12 protein-coding genes are annotated in these 14,746 nt (G+C 74.1%); 4 read left to right on the top strand and 8 right to left on the bottom strand.

Annotated features, from left to right (window positions below; translation table 11 throughout):
* Positions 1-59: 59 nt before the first annotated feature.
* Both AC07FY_RS06510 and AC07FY_RS06505 read left to right on the top strand, forming a co-directional pair.
* Positions 60-1,559: an MFS transporter gene (locus AC07FY_RS06510; RefSeq protein ID WP_479001306.1), complete on the top strand. Its 1,500-nt coding sequence runs from the start codon at positions 60-62 to the stop codon at positions 1,557-1,559.
* Positions 1,560-1,718: 159 nt separating this feature from the next.
* Positions 1,719-3,365, top strand: coding sequence for a GMC oxidoreductase (locus AC07FY_RS06505; protein ID WP_479001303.1), 1,647 nt, complete (start codon positions 1,719-1,721; stop codon positions 3,363-3,365).
* A 68-nt stretch (positions 3,366-3,433) separates the two neighbouring features.
* Here AC07FY_RS06505 and AC07FY_RS06500 read toward each other — a convergent pair whose 3' ends face one another.
* The 5 genes from AC07FY_RS06500 to AC07FY_RS06480 all read right to left on the bottom strand — a co-directional run bounded on the left by AC07FY_RS06500 (position 3,434) and on the right by AC07FY_RS06480 (position 7,502).
* Positions 3,434-3,913, bottom strand: coding sequence for a carboxymuconolactone decarboxylase family protein (locus AC07FY_RS06500; protein ID WP_479001301.1), 480 nt, complete (start codon positions 3,911-3,913; stop codon positions 3,434-3,436).
* Entirely contained in the window at positions 3,910-4,992 is a 1,083-nt protein-coding gene (locus AC07FY_RS06495) for an NAD(P)H-dependent amine dehydrogenase family protein (RefSeq protein WP_479001298.1), read from the bottom strand. Before AC07FY_RS06495 ends, AC07FY_RS06500 begins: the two co-directional genes overlap by 4 nt.
* Before the next feature lie 84 nt (positions 4,993-5,076).
* Positions 5,077-5,235 (bottom strand): DUF6126 family protein, encoded by a 159-nt coding sequence (locus AC07FY_RS06490; protein WP_479001295.1) that lies wholly within the window; start codon positions 5,233-5,235, stop codon positions 5,077-5,079.
* A gap of 14 nt (positions 5,236-5,249) precedes the next feature.
* Positions 5,250-5,873 carry a helix-turn-helix domain-containing protein gene (locus AC07FY_RS06485; RefSeq protein WP_479001292.1) on the bottom strand — a complete coding sequence of 208 codons (624 nt, stop codon included), beginning with the start codon at positions 5,871-5,873 and terminating at the stop codon, positions 5,250-5,252.
* A gap of 93 nt (positions 5,874-5,966) precedes the next feature.
* Positions 5,967-7,502, bottom strand: coding sequence for an ATP-dependent DNA ligase (locus AC07FY_RS06480; protein WP_479001289.1), 1,536 nt, complete (start codon positions 7,500-7,502; stop codon positions 5,967-5,969).
* 172 nt (positions 7,503-7,674) lie between these two features.
* On the opposite strand from AC07FY_RS06480, the gene AC07FY_RS06475 reads away from it, so the two are divergent.
* Both AC07FY_RS06475 and AC07FY_RS06470 read left to right on the top strand, forming a co-directional pair.
* On the top strand, positions 7,675-10,392 hold the full coding sequence (locus AC07FY_RS06475; protein ID WP_479001286.1) for an alpha/beta fold hydrolase: 2,718 nt from the start codon (positions 7,675-7,677) through the stop codon (positions 10,390-10,392).
* Positions 10,389-11,252 carry an ABC transporter permease gene (locus tag AC07FY_RS06470; RefSeq protein ID WP_479001283.1) on the top strand — a complete coding sequence of 288 codons (864 nt, stop codon included), beginning with the start codon at positions 10,389-10,391 and terminating at the stop codon, positions 11,250-11,252. The genes AC07FY_RS06475 and AC07FY_RS06470 overlap by 4 nt, the downstream gene beginning before the upstream one ends.
* A 183-nt stretch (positions 11,253-11,435) precedes the next feature.
* Here AC07FY_RS06470 and AC07FY_RS06465 read toward each other — a convergent pair whose 3' ends face one another.
* The 3 genes from AC07FY_RS06465 to galT form a co-directional block, all read right to left on the bottom strand.
* Positions 11,436-12,386: an aldo/keto reductase gene (locus AC07FY_RS06465; RefSeq protein ID WP_479001280.1), complete on the bottom strand. Its 951-nt coding sequence runs from the start codon at positions 12,384-12,386 to the stop codon at positions 11,436-11,438.
* A 96-nt stretch (positions 12,387-12,482) separates the two neighbouring features.
* On the bottom strand, positions 12,483-13,640 hold the full coding sequence (gene galK, locus AC07FY_RS06460; protein ID WP_479001277.1) for a galactokinase: 1,158 nt from the start codon (positions 13,638-13,640) through the stop codon (positions 12,483-12,485).
* On the bottom strand, positions 13,637-14,734 hold the full coding sequence (galT, locus tag AC07FY_RS06455; protein WP_479001274.1) for a galactose-1-phosphate uridylyltransferase: 1,098 nt from the start codon (positions 14,732-14,734) through the stop codon (positions 13,637-13,639). The genes galK and galT overlap by 4 nt, the downstream gene beginning before the upstream one ends.
* Between the last annotated feature and the right edge of the window lie 12 nt (positions 14,735-14,746).

Raw genomic sequence — 14,746 nt, 5'->3', positions numbered from 1 at the left:
CGGCGCCCCGCACCGCGCGTCCGCTGGCCCCCGGCCTCCGGCGGGGCCAGCCTTGACCCATGACCACACCCGCCACGCCGGCCGTGCCCGGTGTCCCGCTCGCGTCCGCGCGGGGCCGCTGGATCCTGTTCACCACGGTGCTCGGGTCGAGCATGGCCCTGCTCGACTCGACGGTGGTCAACGTCGCGCTGCCCCGCATCGGACAGGATCTCGACGCCGACCTCGCCGTCCTGCAGTGGACGGTCAACGCCTATCTGCTGACCCTGGCCGGGCTGATCCTGGTCGGCGGGGCGCTCGGTGACCGCTTCGGACGCCGGCGGGTCTTCGTGCTCGGAGTGGTGTGGTTCGCGGTGGGCTCGCTGCTGTGCGGCCTTGCGCCGAACGCCGGGGTGCTGGTGGCCGCCCGGGCCCTGCAGGGCGTCGGAGGAGCCCTGCTGACACCCGGCTCGCTCGCCCTGATCCAGGGCTCGATCCGGGCGGCGGACCGCGGCCGGGCCGTCGGGCTCTGGTCGGGGCTGGGCGGGGTGGGGGCGGCCGTCGGGCCGTTCGTCGGCGGCTGGCTGGTGGACGGGCCCGGGTGGCGCTGGGTGTTCCTGCTGAACGTGCCGCTGGCCGCGCTGTGTGTCCCGGTGGCGCTGCGGCACGTACCGGAGTCGCGCGATCCGCAGGCGCACGGGCGGTTCGACGTGGTCGGCGCGCTGCTCGGTGCGGCTTCCCTCGCGCTGCTCACCTACGCGCTGATCGAGGCGCGGACCGCCGGCGCGCCGGTGATCGCCGCGGCGGTGGGCGGCGTCCTGCTGGCCGGGGCGTTCGTGTCCGTGGAGCGGCGGCGGGCCGATCCGATGGTGCCGCCGGAGATCTTCGCCTCGCGCCAGTTCACGGCCGTCAACCTGGTCACGCTGTGCGTGTACGCGGCGTTCAGCGGGTTCTTCTTCTTCGTCGTGCTCCAGCTCCAGGTGGTGTCGGGGTACTCCGCGCTGGCGGCGGGCGCCGCCCTGCTGCCCACGACCGCGCTGATGCTGCTGCTGTCCGCCCGGTCCGGGGAGGTCGGGGAGCGGATCGGGCCCCGCATCCCCCTCACCGTGGGCCCCCTGCTGTGCGCGGCCGGGACGCTGCTGATGCTGCGGGTGGGTCCGGGCGCCTCGTACGCGGCCGACGTGCTGCCCGCGATGCTGGTGATGGGCGCGGGCATGGTGACCCTGGTGGCCCCGCTGACGGCGACGGTGCTGGCCGCGGTGGACCCGGGCCGGGCGGGGCTGGCGAGCGGCATCAACAACGCCGCGGCGCGGGTGGCCGGCCTGCTGGCGGTGGCCGCGCTCCCGCTGCTGGCCGGAATGGGTCCCGAGGCCTACCGCTCGGCGGACCAGTTCGACGCGGCTTTCGGCCGCGCCATGGCGTGGTGCGCCGGGTTGCTGGCGGCCGGGGCAGCGGTGGCCTGGACGACCGTACGGGCCCCCGCGGCCGGTGCGGCGCACCCGCAGTGCCGCATCCAGTGCGCGGTGGACGCCCCACCGCTCGAGTCCCCGCGCAGGGCGGAGTCGGGCCCCCGGGACGCGTGACGGCACGTGCCGGAGCCCGACGGCCGATGCGGGGCGGCGGCAGCTGCGTGATCTGCGCCGGGCTGCGGTGGCCGGAATGTTACCCCGAGGTATCTAGTGACTTCACACGCACCTGGCAGTAGAACTCGTTCCCATTCAGCCGAGAGTGAGGAACGTCACATGCCCGACAATGGCGTGCCCGGTAACGGTTCCAACGGATTCTCCCGTCGCGGGTTCCTTGCGAGAACGGGTTCTATTCTGGGGGCCGTGGCCCTCTCCGCACAGGTCACTTCCGCGCAGGCCGCGCAGACGGTCCCCACCGCCGCCGGCCTCGACGACGGAGCCCGCGTCCCGGTCCTGGTCATCGGCACCGGCTACGGCGGATCCGTCGCCGCCCTGCGCCTGGCCCAGGCGGGCGTGAACGTCCACATGGTGGAGATGGGCATGGCCTGGGACACCCCGGGCACCGACGGCAAGATCTTCGCCCACACCACCAACCCCGACTACCGCTCCTACTGGCTGCGCACCCGGACCAAGGCGCCGCTCAGCAACTTCCTCGGGTTCCCCATCGACAAGAACGTCCCCAGGTACACGGGCATCCTCGACGCCGAGGAGATGGGCGGCATCATCGTCTACCAGGGCCGCGGAGTCGGCGGCGGATCGCTGGTCAACGGCGGCATGGCCGTCACGCCCAAGCGGGAGAACTTCAGTTCCGTGCTGCCCTCGGTCAACGCCGACGAGATGTACGCCACCTACTACCCGCGCGCCAACGCGAACCTGGGCGTCGGCCTCATCGACCCGGCGTGGTTCGACACCGTCGCCTGCTACCAGTACGCCCGCGTCGGCCGCAAGCACGCCCAGCGCTCCGGATTCCCCTTCGTCTTCGTCCCCGACGTGTACGACTGGGACTACATGAAGAAGGAGGCGGCCGGCACCGTCCCCAAGTCCGCGGTGGACGGCGAGATCCTCTACGGCAACAACCACGGCAAGAAGTCGCTCCAGCAGACCTACATCGCGGCCGCCCGGGCCACCGGCCGGGTCTCCATCTCCCCGCTGCACCAGGTCACCTCGGTCGCCCCCGGCTCCGGCGGCGGCTACACCGTCACCATCGACCAGCTGAACACCGACGGCACCGTCACCGCCACCAAGACCGTCACCTCCGACCGGGTGTTCTTCGCGGCCGGCAGCGTCGGCACCAGCAAGCTCCTCGTCAAGCTGAAGGCCACCGGCGTCCTGCCGAACCTGAACGGCGAGATCGGCAAGGGCTGGGGCGACAACGGCAACGTCATGTGCGGCCGGGCCAACCACATGTGGGACGCGACCGGCAAGGTGCAGGCATCCATCCCCTGCGGCGGGATCGACAACTGGAACGCGGGCGGCGCGTTCGCCGAGGTCGCCCCGCTCCCGACGGGGATCGAGACGTACGCCTCGTTCTACCTCTCCATCACCAAGAACCCCCACCGCGCCCAGTTCTCCTGGAACGCGGCGGCGGGCAAGGTCGAACTCAACTGGCAGACGGCCTGGAAGCAGCCGTCCATCGACATGGCCAAGACCATCTTCGACAAGATCAACTCGAAGGAGGGGACGATCTATCGGACCGACCTGTTCGGCACGCACAAGGTCTGGGGCGACCACCTCACCTACCACCCGCTCGGCGGCGCCGTGCTGGACAAGGCCACCGACAACTACGGCCGGCTGCACGGCTACACCGGCCTGTACGTGATCGACGGCGCGCTGATCCCCGGCAACACCAGCGTCAACCCGTTCGTCACCATCACGGCCCTGGCCGAACGGAACATCGAGAAGATCATCGCCACCGACCTCTAGGGCCCAGCCCGGCCGCCGCACACGACAACCGGGGCCGACCGGACGAACCGAGCGGCCCCGGACCCGTGTCAGTGGCCCGGCAGCATGCAGACGCTGTCGAGGCCGAGCACGTGGTTGAGCCGGCCGAAGACCAGCCAGGACCCGATGCTCATCGTCAGCTCCACGATCTCCAGCTGGGTGTAGTGCGCGTTCATCCGCTCCCAGAATCCGTCGTCGAGTCCGTGGTGGTCCAGGGTGAACCGCTCGGCGTACTCCGCCGCCATCCGGGTGCGCTCGTCGAAGCGGTCCGTGGTCCGCCACTCGGTGACGGCGTCGGAGAACTCCTCCTCGACCTTCTCCCCCTTCAGTTCGGTGCGCCAGTCCAGGCAGAAGACGCAGCCGTTGATCTGCGCGACCCGCAGCCGGGCGGCCTCGAACTCGCGCAGCCCCAGCGTGGTGTGGGCGTACACGGACAGCGAGAAGTTGGCGGCGGCCATGCCGATGCCGGGGACCAGGTCGCCCCACACGTACTCGATCGGGTGCTGGCCTTCGGGGATGTCGATCCTCATGACTGCTTCCTTCCGAGTTTGCCGATGGCGGGGCGCAGCGGGACGTCCAGGGCGTCGTAGAGCCCGGGCCCGGCCCCGGTGAGCCAGTCGATGGCGCCCACCAGGCGCCCGACGGCGGTGGCGTTGCCGCCCGCCGAGCGGTTCTCGCCCTCGTCGGTGGCCTCGACGGTCACCTCGATGCGCGGGCGGCCCTCGATGACGACGCGGTGCGCGCCGTCGCCGCCGTCGGGCGGGGTGGGCCAGTCCGGGGCGCACGAGGCGTGGATGCGGGTGACGTGCTCGATGACGATGCGGGCCTCGCCTTCGACGATGCCCTGGACCTCGAAGCGGACGGCGCCCTGGGTGCCGGCCTCGAACGCGCCCATGGTGCGGGTGGTGACGGTGGTGTCGAGGGCCCGCCGGTCCACCGTCTCGCGGATCTCGTCCAGTTCCACGCCGAGGGCCCGGGCCATCATGCGTATCTGACCGCCCCACACCATGGAGGGGACGGAGGGCAGGAGCATCATCGGTTGGTAGTCCATGGGCTGTCCCATGCCGACGAGGTGGCGGACGGAGTCCGGCTGGTCGTAGGTGGAGTAGTCGAAGATCTCCTGGCAGCGGATGGCGTCGATCGTCGTGCCGAGGCCGCTGAGCAGGAGCGGGAGGACGTCGTTGCCCCAGCCGGGGTCGACGCCGGAGGCGAAGAACGCGCCGCCGCCCTCCGCTATCGCGGCCAGCACCGGATCGCGGAACTCGGGCGGTGCGCTGCGGTGGTCGTAGAGCGGGTACAGCGCGGGGCTGACGACGACCGCGCCGCAGCGGATCGCCCGGGTGATGTCGGCGAGGGCGTCGTCGGGGCGGACGTCGCCGGACGCGGCGTAGACCACGGCCGCGGGGCGGGCCGCCAGTACGGCTTCGATGTCGTCGGTGGCCTCGACCCCCAACCGGTGGTCGAGCCCGCCGAGTTCACCCGCGTCGCGGCCGACCTTGGCCGGATCGTGGACGATGACTGCGGAGAGGTTCAGCGCGGGATGGGCCTCGACGGCGCGGATGGCCAGACGGCCGACGTTGCCGGTACCCCAGACAACCGTGGGAATCATGCGCGGAGGGTAGCCACAGGACCTGCACGTTTCCATAGCCGTGCGGCGCCGGTCGTGCGGCCGGGGGCGCCGCGGCCGGCGCTGTCACTGGTTCTGGGCGCCCAGGACGAAGAGGAGGTAGACGAAGAAGGCGAAGAGGTGGCCCACGAACAAGTAGGCGACCAGCCGGATGACGAGACCGCGCGGGAACTTCCGCTCGATGCGCGCCCGCACGGTGGGGACGGGCTCGGGTACCTGATCCATGGGTGGCTCCTCGGCTATCGGTGGTGCGCGGTGGCGGCTGCGCCCAGGCACAGCCCGGCGAGGCTGCTCTGCAGCAGGGTGTGGACGAACAGCAGGTCGGCGCCGCCGGGGTCGGCGCCCGCGATGCGGTGCGGGGTGGAGGAGTCGAAGTGCGCGCTGTCGCCCGGGTCCAGGAGGTACTCGGCCTCCCCCAGGTGCAGCCGCAGCCGGCCGCCCAGGACGTACAGCCATTCCTCGCCCGGGTGGACGCGGACCAGCTCGCCCGGGCCCGGGCCGCGCGGGACGTGCACGCGCAGGGCCTGCATCCCCCGCCCGGAGCCGCCCGCCTGCCAGTAGGTCCATCCGTCGGCCTCGCGGGCGCCCGGACCGCCGGCCCGTACGATGGGGTCGGCGACGGCCGGTGTCTCGCCGAGCAGCTCCGAGACCGTCGTACCGTAGGTCCGGGCGAGTGCGAGCAGCAGCGGCAGTGAGGGCTGGCGGCGGCCGGTTTCCAGGCGGGACAGGTGGGCGGGCGAGAGCCCGGCCCGCGCGGCGGCGGCTTCCAGCGTGAGGCCGGCGCGCCGGCGCAGGTCACGCAGTTGCGGGGCGACCGCGGGCAGCTCGTCGCGCGTGTCCTCGGAGGTCGGACCGGGGTTCATGCCTCGATTGAGCCAGAGTCTTGCCTGGGTGGCAATCCACTTTGCCTCTGAGGCAAAACCCTGGCGGGGAGCGCCGTGCCCCGCGGTCGCCGGTCACCCCGCGCTTCCCGTCGCCAGGACGGTCTCGACCGTGTCGGCCTGCTCCGCGGTCTTGTCCGGGCGGTGGCGCAGCACCCGCGCGAAGCGGAGCGCGACGCCGGCCGGATAGCGGGAGGAGCGCTGCAGGCCGTCGTAGGCGATCTCCACGACGAGTTCCGGCCGCACCCGGACGGTGAAGCCGTCGTCCGAGATGGCGAGGGCGCCGAGGGCGGCGGTCTGCCAGCGCAGCATCTCGTCGGTGAGGCCCTTGAAGGTCTTGCCGAGCATGGCGAAGGTGCCGTCGGCGGCCCGCGCGCCCAGATGCAGGTTCGACAGCAGCCCGGTGCGCCGCCCGTGGCCCCATTCGGCGGCGAGGACGACCAGATCGAGGGTGTGCACCGGTTTCACCTTGAGCCAGTTCTTGCCGCGCCGGCCTGCCGCGTAGGCGGAGTCGAGGGACTTGACCACCACTCCCTCGTGGCCGCGTCGCAGGGTCTCGGCCCAGAACTCCTGCGCCTGCCCGCCCTGCGCCGTCGGGTCCTCGACCGCCAGGCGCCGTACCCGTGCGTTCTCGGGCACCAGGGCGGCGAGGGCCTCGTACCGCTCGCGGACCGGGCGGTCGAGCAGGACCTCCGCCCCGGCCACCAGCACGTCGAAGAAGTAGGGGTCGACGGCGAGGGTGCGCCGGGCCGCCTCCACGTCGATGCGGGAACCGACCCGGCTCGCGATCTCCTGGAAGGGGACCGGGCGGCCGTCCGCGGCTCGGCCGATGACCTCTCCGTCGAGGATGAACCGCTCCCCCGGCAGGGACCGGGCCAGCTCGGCCACCTCGGGCAGCCGGCCGGTGATCTCGTCCAGGGAGCGCGTGTAGATCCGCACCTCGTCCCCCTCCCGGTGGACCTGGACCCGGATCCCGTCGAGCTTCTCCTCCACCGCGCAGGGCCCGAGGGCGGCCACCGCCTCGCCGACGGACTTCGCGGTGCCCGCCAGCATGGGCTGTACGGGCTGTCCGACCCGCAGGGTGAAACCGGCGAGCGCCGCCGCGCCGCCGGCCAGCACGGCCGCCGCGACCCGCGGCAGCGAGCCGTCCAGCATCACCGCCCGGCGCAGGTCGGCGGCCGGGACCGCGGCGGCGGCGGCCACGCCCTCCAGTGCCACCGCGTCGAGCGCTCCCTGGCGCACCTCCCCCGACAGCAGGCTGCGCAGGAACCGCTGCTCGGGCTCGGTGGCCGCGCCCAGCAGCCCGTCGAGGATCCGGCGGCGCCCCGCTTGGGAACCGGCGCCCGCGACGGCGGCCAGCTCGGTGACGGCCGCGTCCACGGCCCGCACGGTCAGCGAGGGCTCCCGCGCGGGCGGCACGTCCTGCCCGAGGGCGCGCCAGCCGATGCCCGGCCGTCCCTGCGGGAGGCGCCCGGCGAGGTACGAGATCACCAGCGCGGCCTCCTCCGGGGGCGCGGCGGCGAACAATTCCGCGAGCAGGGCGGACTTCCGGGACCGGGCGGAGGTCTCGGCGACCTCCCGGGACACGCGTGCGACGTCGGCCAGCAGCATGCGGTCATCCTCCCGCCCGGAGGCACACCCCGCAGGTCGGGATCCGGCCGGGATCGGTCCGCCCGTGTACCGCGGGCGCGGTACACGGGGCGCCCGGCGTACTCCTGCGGGAGGTGGGGACATCCCCCCGGGGACGCTCGGGCACCGGGCGGCGGGCGTCTAGGGTTCCCCTATGAAGCTCCGACTGCCCAGGCGCCGCCGGGCCCGCCTGCTCGCCGGCGCCGCCGCGCTCGCCGTCGTCGCGGGCGCCGGGTCCTCGCTCGTGTCGGCCGCGGCCGGGGACGCCCCGGGCGTGCACCGCGAGGACCGCGTGGTGGACATGCCCGGCGCCGCGATCGACACCTCGTACTTCACCGCGGGCGGCGGCTCCGACGCCGGTGTGGCGAGGAAGCGTCCCGCCGTGCTCCTGGGCCACGGTTTCGGCGGCAGCAAGGACGACGTGCGCGCCCAGGCGGAACGGCTGGCCCGGAACGGGTACGCCGTCCTCACCTGGTCGGCGCGCGGCTTCGGCCGCTCCGGCGGCAGCATCGGGCTGAACGACCCCGAGTACGAGGTCAAGGACGTGTCCCGGCTCATCGACTGGCTCGCCACCCGGCCCGAGGTGCGGCTCGACGCGGAGGGCGACCCGCGCGTCGGGATGGCCGGGGCCTCCTACGGCGGGGCGGTCGCGCTGCTCGCCGCCGGCTACGACCGGCGGGTGGACGCCATCGCCCCGCAGATCACCTACTGGAACCTGGCCGATTCGCTCTTCCCGAACGGGGTCTTCAAAAAGCTCTGGGCCGGGATGTTCTTCACCACCGGCTCCGCGGGCGGCCTGCAGCCCGCTCCGCGCGGCGCGCAGACGGCCGGTCCGCCCGCCGCGCCCGGCTGTGGGCGGTTCCAGCCCGAGCTATGCGCGATGTACGAGCGGGTCGCGGTGGCCGGGAAGCCCGATGCGGAGGCACGGGCCCTGCTGGAGCAGCGCAGCCCCTCGGCCGTCGGCGCCCGGATCAAGGTGCCGACCCTGGTCGTCCAGGGCCAGGACGACTCCCTCTTCCCGCTGGACCAGGCCGATGCCATGGCCAAGGCCATCGCGGCGAACGGCGCGCCCGTCGCCGTGGACTGGGCGTCGGGCGGGCACGACGGCGGTGCTCGCGAAGCCGACCGGACCGAGGCCCGGACGGCGGCCTGGTTCGACCGCCACCTCAAGGACGACGAGGGCGCCGGCACCGGGCCGGTCTTCCGCGTCTCGCGCTCCGGCGGCATCGACTCGACCGACGGGCAGGTGCAGCTGCGCGGCGCGAGCGGTGAGCGGTACCCGGGTCTGGCGTCGGATGCGCGGGAGTTCGACCTGACCGCGGGCGAGCAGAGCTTCGCCAACCCGGCCGGCGGCGCACCTCCCGCGCTGTCCTCCCTCCCGGGCATCGGCGGGCAGCTCGCCTCCTTCGGCGCCGGGCTCGCCCTGGACTTCCCCGGGCAGCACGCCCGGTTCGAGTCGCAGCCCCTGGCCGAGGAGGTACGGATCACCGGGGCCCCGGCCGTCACCCTCACGGTGAGGTCGACGGCCGCGGACGGCTCGGCCGTGCTCTTCGGCAAGGTGTACGACGTGGGCCCGGACGGCCGCCAGCAGGTGCTGCCGAGCCAACTGGTCGCTCCCTTCCGCGTGGAGGACGCGCAGCGGGGCGCCACCGTCGAGGTGCGGCTCCCGGCGATCGACCACGCCGTCGAGGCCGGGCACCGGCTGCGGCTGGTGGTCGCCGCGACGGACCTCGGCTACGCCTCACCGGCCGCCCCGGCCACCTACACGGTCTCGGCGCAGGGCCCGCTGGCCGTGCCCGTCGCCCCCGACGTGCGGACCGCCACGGCCGCACTCCCCGCCTGGACCTGGGGGCTGCCCCTCGGCGCGGCGGCACTGGCCGCGGCGCTGCTGGGGATCCGCCGGAAAGGCCGGGCGGGCGCGGGGGGCCGGGGTGCGCAGCCCGACCCCGCGTCGGCCGACGTACCGCTGGAGATCACCGGGCTGACCAAGCGGTATGCGAAGGCCGAGGACCGCTACGCGGTGCGCGACCTGTCGTTCCGCGTGGAGAAGGGGCAGGTGCTGGGGCTGCTCGGGCCCAACGGCGCCGGCAAGACCACCACCTTGCGCATGCTGATGGGGCTGATCTCGCCGGACGCCGGGGAGATCCGGGTGTTCGGCCACGCGGTGCGGGCCGGTGCGCCGGTGCTCTCCCGGGTCGGGGCGTTCGTGGAGGGAGCGGGCTTCCTGCCCCACCTGACCGGCCGCGCGAACCTGGAGCTGTACTGGCGGGCGACCGGCCGCCCCGCCGAGGACGCGCACCTGGCCGAAGCCCTGGAGATCGCCGGGCTCGGCGACGCGCTGGAGCGCGCGGTGCGCACGTACTCACAGGGCATGCGGCAGCGGCTGGCGATCGCCCAGGCCATGCTCGGGCTGCCCGACCTGCTGATCCTCGACGAGCCGACGAACGGGCTGGACCCGCCGCAGATCCGCGAGATGCGGGACGTGATGATCCGCTATGCGGCGGCCGGGCGGACCGTCATCGTCTCCAGCCACCTGCTGTCCGAGGTGGAGCAGTCCTGCACGCACCTGGTGGTCATGGACCGCGGCCGGCTGGTGCAGGCGGGAGAGGTCTCGGAGATCACCGGCGGCGGGCACACCCTGCTGGTGTCGCTGGCGGGACCGGTGGACGGCACGGCCGTCGAGAAGGTGGCGGCGCTGGAGGGAGTGGGCTCCGTGGTGGCCGCCGACGACGGGCTGCTGGTACGGCTCGACGGCGCGACGGCCGCCGGGCTCATCGCCGAACTCGTACGGCTGGAGGTGCCGGTCAGTGGAGTGGGCCCGCACCGGCGACTGGAGGACGCGTTCCTCACCCTGATCGGAGGTTCGGCGTGAGCGCCGTACAGGAGGTGGCCCCGGGCTACCGGGCCGGGCGGACGCTGCCGCTGCGCGTCGAGGCGCTGCGCCAGTGGCGCAGGCGGCGGACGTTGGTGATGTTCGGGGTGCTGGCCGCGCTGCCGTTCGTCATGCTCGTCGCCTTCGCGGTGGGCGGCGGACCGGACGGCCCGGACGGGGGCGGCGGCCGGGTCACGCTGATCGACACGGCGACGGCGTCCGGGGCGAACTTCGCGGCGACCTGCCTGTTCGTCTCGGCGGGCTTCCTGCTGGTGGTGCCGGTGGCGCTGTTCTGCGGGGACACGGTGGCCTCGGAGGCGAGCTGGTCCTCACTGCGCTACCTGCTGGCCTCACCGGTCCCCCGGTCGCGCCTGCTGTGGAGCAAGCTCGTGGTAGCGCTCGGATTCAGCCTGGCGGCGATGGTGCTGCTGCCGGTGGTGGCGCTGGCGGCGGGGACGGCCGCCTACGGGTGGGGGCCGCTGAAGATCCCGACGGGCGGGGCGCTGGCCGCCGGGGACACCGTGCCGCGGCTCGCGCTGGCGGTCGCCTTCGTCTTCGTGTCGCAACTGGTCACCGCGGGGCTGGCGTTCTGGCTGTCCACGCGGACGGACGCGCCGCTCGGCGCGGTGGGCGGCGCGGTCGGGCTGACGATCGTCGGGAACGTGCTCGACGCGGTCACGGCGCTCGGCTCCTGGCGCGAGTTCCTGCCGGCGCACTGGCAGTTCGCCTGGGCGGACGCCTTGCAGCCGCAGCTGGAATGGGGCGGGATGATCAAGGGCACGGCGGTGTCGGTGTCGTACGCGCTGGTGCTGTTCGCCCTCGCCTTCCGGGGGTTCGCCCGCAAGGACATCACCTCCTGAGCGGCGAACCCCCGCGGGTCGAGCGCGACGGCAGACGGCGACACACAGCGGCACGCGGCTGCCGGAATGGATCGGGCGGCAGGCCGGGGCGGGACCGGCCCCGGACACGGCCCGGGGCGGGCGCGGCAGCCGGACGGCGGCCCTGAGGACGGGAAGGCGGCCGTCAGGCCGGGACGGCGGCCCTCAGGACGGGACGCCCGGTGCCACGGCGTCGATCTCGGCGAGCAGCCCGGCGTCCAGCGGACGGTCGGCGACGGCCGCGTTGGCGCGCACCTGTTCGGGGGAGGTGGCGCCGGCGATGACGGAGGCGCAGCCGGGCTGGGCCGCGAGCCAGCCGATCGCCAGCTCCAGGACCGTGCGGTCGTGCTTCTCGGCCAGCGCCGCCAGCCCTTCCACCACGTCGAGCCGTTCGTCGGTGAGGTAGGCGTCGCGGCCGTCGAGGCGGGAACCGGCCGGGACGGGCGCGCCGCGGCGGATCTTGCCGGTGAGCAGGCCGTTGGCGAGGGGGAAGTAGGGCAGCACCCCGACGCCGTAGTGCCGGGCCGCCGGGACGAGCTCGCGCTCGGCCGAACGCTCCAGCAGCGACCATTCGTTCTGCGCGGAGACGAAGGGCACCGAACCGGTCTCCCGGGCGGCGTGGGCGGCCTCGGCGAGCTGCCAACCGGTGAGGTTGGAGTGGCCGATGTAGCGCACCTTGCCCTCGGCGACGAGCTCGCTGAGCGCGGCGAGGGTCTCCGCGATCGGAGTGGCCGGGTCGGGGCTGTGCAGCTGGTAGAGGTCGATGTGGTCGGTGCGCAGGCGGCGCAGGGACTCCTCCAGGGCCCGGCGGATGTATGCCCGGCCGCCGCGCGCCCCGGCGGCGAGCCCGTACTTCATGTCCATGCCCGCGTACCCGAACTTGGTGGCGAGGACCACCTGGTCCCGGCGGCCCTTGAGGGCCTGACCGAGGTGGGTCTCGGAGCCGCCGAGGCCGCCGTAGATGTCGGCCGTGTCGAGCAGGGTGATGCCCGCGTCGAGTGCGGCGTCGACGACGGCCCGGGTGGCCTGGGCGTCGAGGCGGCCGCCGAAGTTGTTGCAGCCGAGCCCGACGGCGGAGACCTGAAGACCCGAACTGCCCAGGGGGAGATAGCGCATGCGTTGCGTGCCTTCCGCACTCGTGCGATGCCTGATCGGCCGTCGAACCAGTCTAGAAGAGGCCGGCCGGCCCCCTCGGTCGGCCGGCGGCCGCCGTCAGCGCAGGCGGGCTGCTCCCGCCGAGGGGGCCGCTGCCGTGACGCGGGGCGGGCGGTGGCCCGCCCGGCGGAAGGCGTCCGTCACGGCCCGGGTCACCGCGGGTTCGGCGGCCGCGTCGATCAGGGCCAGGGCGCAGCCGCCGAAGCCGCCGCCGGTCATCCGGGCCCCGTAGGCCCCCGCCGCGTCGGCCGCGGCCACCGCCAGGTCGAGTTCCGGGCAGGAGACCTCGTAGTCGTCGCGCAGCGAGACGTGCCCCTCGGTCAGCAGCGGGCCCGTCTCGCGCAGCCGCCCGGCGCGCAGCAACCCCTCGATCCGCAGCACCCGCTCGTTCTCGGTGACGACGTGCCGGACGCGGCGGCGCGCCACCGGATCGCCGAGGCGGGCCAGCGCCCGGTCGAGGTCGTCGTACGGAAGGTCCCGGAGGGCCGGTACGCCAAGGGCCTCGGCCGCCCGGCGGCAGGAGGCCAGCCGCTGGGCGTACGCCCCGTCCGCCAGGGCGTGGGTGACGCGGGTGTCGACGACCAGGAGGCGCAGGCCCTCGGCCGCGCAGTCGAACGGGATGGGGCGCTGGTCGAGACTGCGGGTGTCCAGGAGCAGGGCGTGGCCCTCGGTCGCGCACGCCGAGGCCATCTGGTCCATCACCCCGCAGGGAACGCCGACGTACGCGTTCTCGGCGCGCCGGGCGAGCGCGGCCAGTTCGGGCCGGGTGAGCCGGAGTCCGTACAGGTCGGCCAGGGCCAGCGCGGTGGCGACTTCCAGGGCCGCGGACGAGGACAGGCCGGCCCCGGTCGGCACGTCGGACCGGATGTGCAGATCGGCGCCCCCGACCGGAAGGCCGGCGTCCCGCAGGGCCCAGAAGACCCCGGCCGGGTAGGCGGCCCAGCTCGCGGCGCCCTGCGGCCGGTGCGCCGGATCGAGGGCGGCGAGGTCGAGGGTCACGGCGCCGCCCGGGGCGTCGGCGGAGTGCAGCCTGAGGACCCCGTCCGCGCGCGCGGCCGCGGCCACCTCGGTGCGCTGCGGGAGGGCGAAGGGCAGTGCGAAGCCGTCGTTGTAGTCGGTGTGCTCGCCGATCAGGTTGACCCGGCCCGGCGCCGCCCACACTCCGTCGGGCGGGTGACCGTACAACTCCTGGAACTCGTGTGCCGTGGCGTTCACGGGGTCGCCACCTCCCGCAGGCGTGCGGCGGCGTCCTCCGGCCGGACGTCGTTCATGTAGGCCTCCATCCCCGATTCGGTGCCGGCGAGGTATTTCAGCTTGTCCGCGGTGCGACGCACCGTGAACAGCTCCAGGTGCAGCGCGAAGTCCTCACGCCCCGCGTCCCGCTCGTGCCCCTGGTTCCCCTGCTGTCCCTCGCCCCGCTCGTGTCCCCCGCCGACCGGCGCCTGGTGCCAGGCGGAGATGTAGGGGGTGGGGTCGGTCCGGCCGAAGAGCCGGTCGAAGCGGCGCAGGAGTTCGAGGTAGATCCGGGGGAACTCGGCGCGCGCCGCGTCACCCAGCGCGGGCAGGTCGGGGACCCGGCGGTGCGGGTAGAGGTGCACCTCATACGGCCAGCGCGCCGCGTAGGGCACGAAGGCGGTCCAGTGCTCCCCCGCGAGGACGACCCGGGCGCCGTCGGCGCGCTCGGCGGCCAGCACCTCCTCGAAGAGGTTCCCGCCGGTGCGCGCCCGGTGGGCGGCGACATGGCCGAGCATCCGGGTGGTGCGCGGGGTGACGAAGGGGAAGGCGTAGATCTGGCCGTGCGGATGGGCCAGGGTCACGCCGATCTCGGTGCCCCGGTTCTCGAAGCAGTAGACCTGGCGGACGCCCTCGCGTGCGGAGAGCTCCGCGGTGCGGTCGGTCCAGGCGGCCAGCACCAGCGCGGCCCGCTCCTCGTCGAGCTGGGCGAAGGACGTCCGGTGGTCGGGGGTGAAGCAGATGACCTCGCACCGGCCGGTGTCTCCGGCGAGCGAGGGGAAGCGGTTCTCGAAGACGGCCACCTCGTAGTCGGGGGCCGGGATCTCGCTCGCGCGTCCTTCGGTGGAGGGGCACAGCGGGCAGGCGTCGGCGGGCGGGTGGTAGGTGCGGTCCTGGCGGTGCGAGGCGATGACGACGCTGTCGCCGAGCAGCGGGTCGCGCCGCACCTCCGAGCTGCCCGGGGTGGCCGCCCCTCCGAGGGGGCGGGTGTCGGGGAAGACGCGGGCCGCGCCGTCCCCGGTGTCGTAGTAGAGGATTTCGCGGCCGTCGGCCAGGCGGGTGCTGGTGCGCTTCACGTGGGGATCCTC

It is taken from the genome of Streptomyces sp. NPDC045967 (assembly GCF_056430495.1).
Note: the sequence above shows the minus strand (reverse complement) of the source record. Positions and strands in the feature narration are given on the sequence as shown.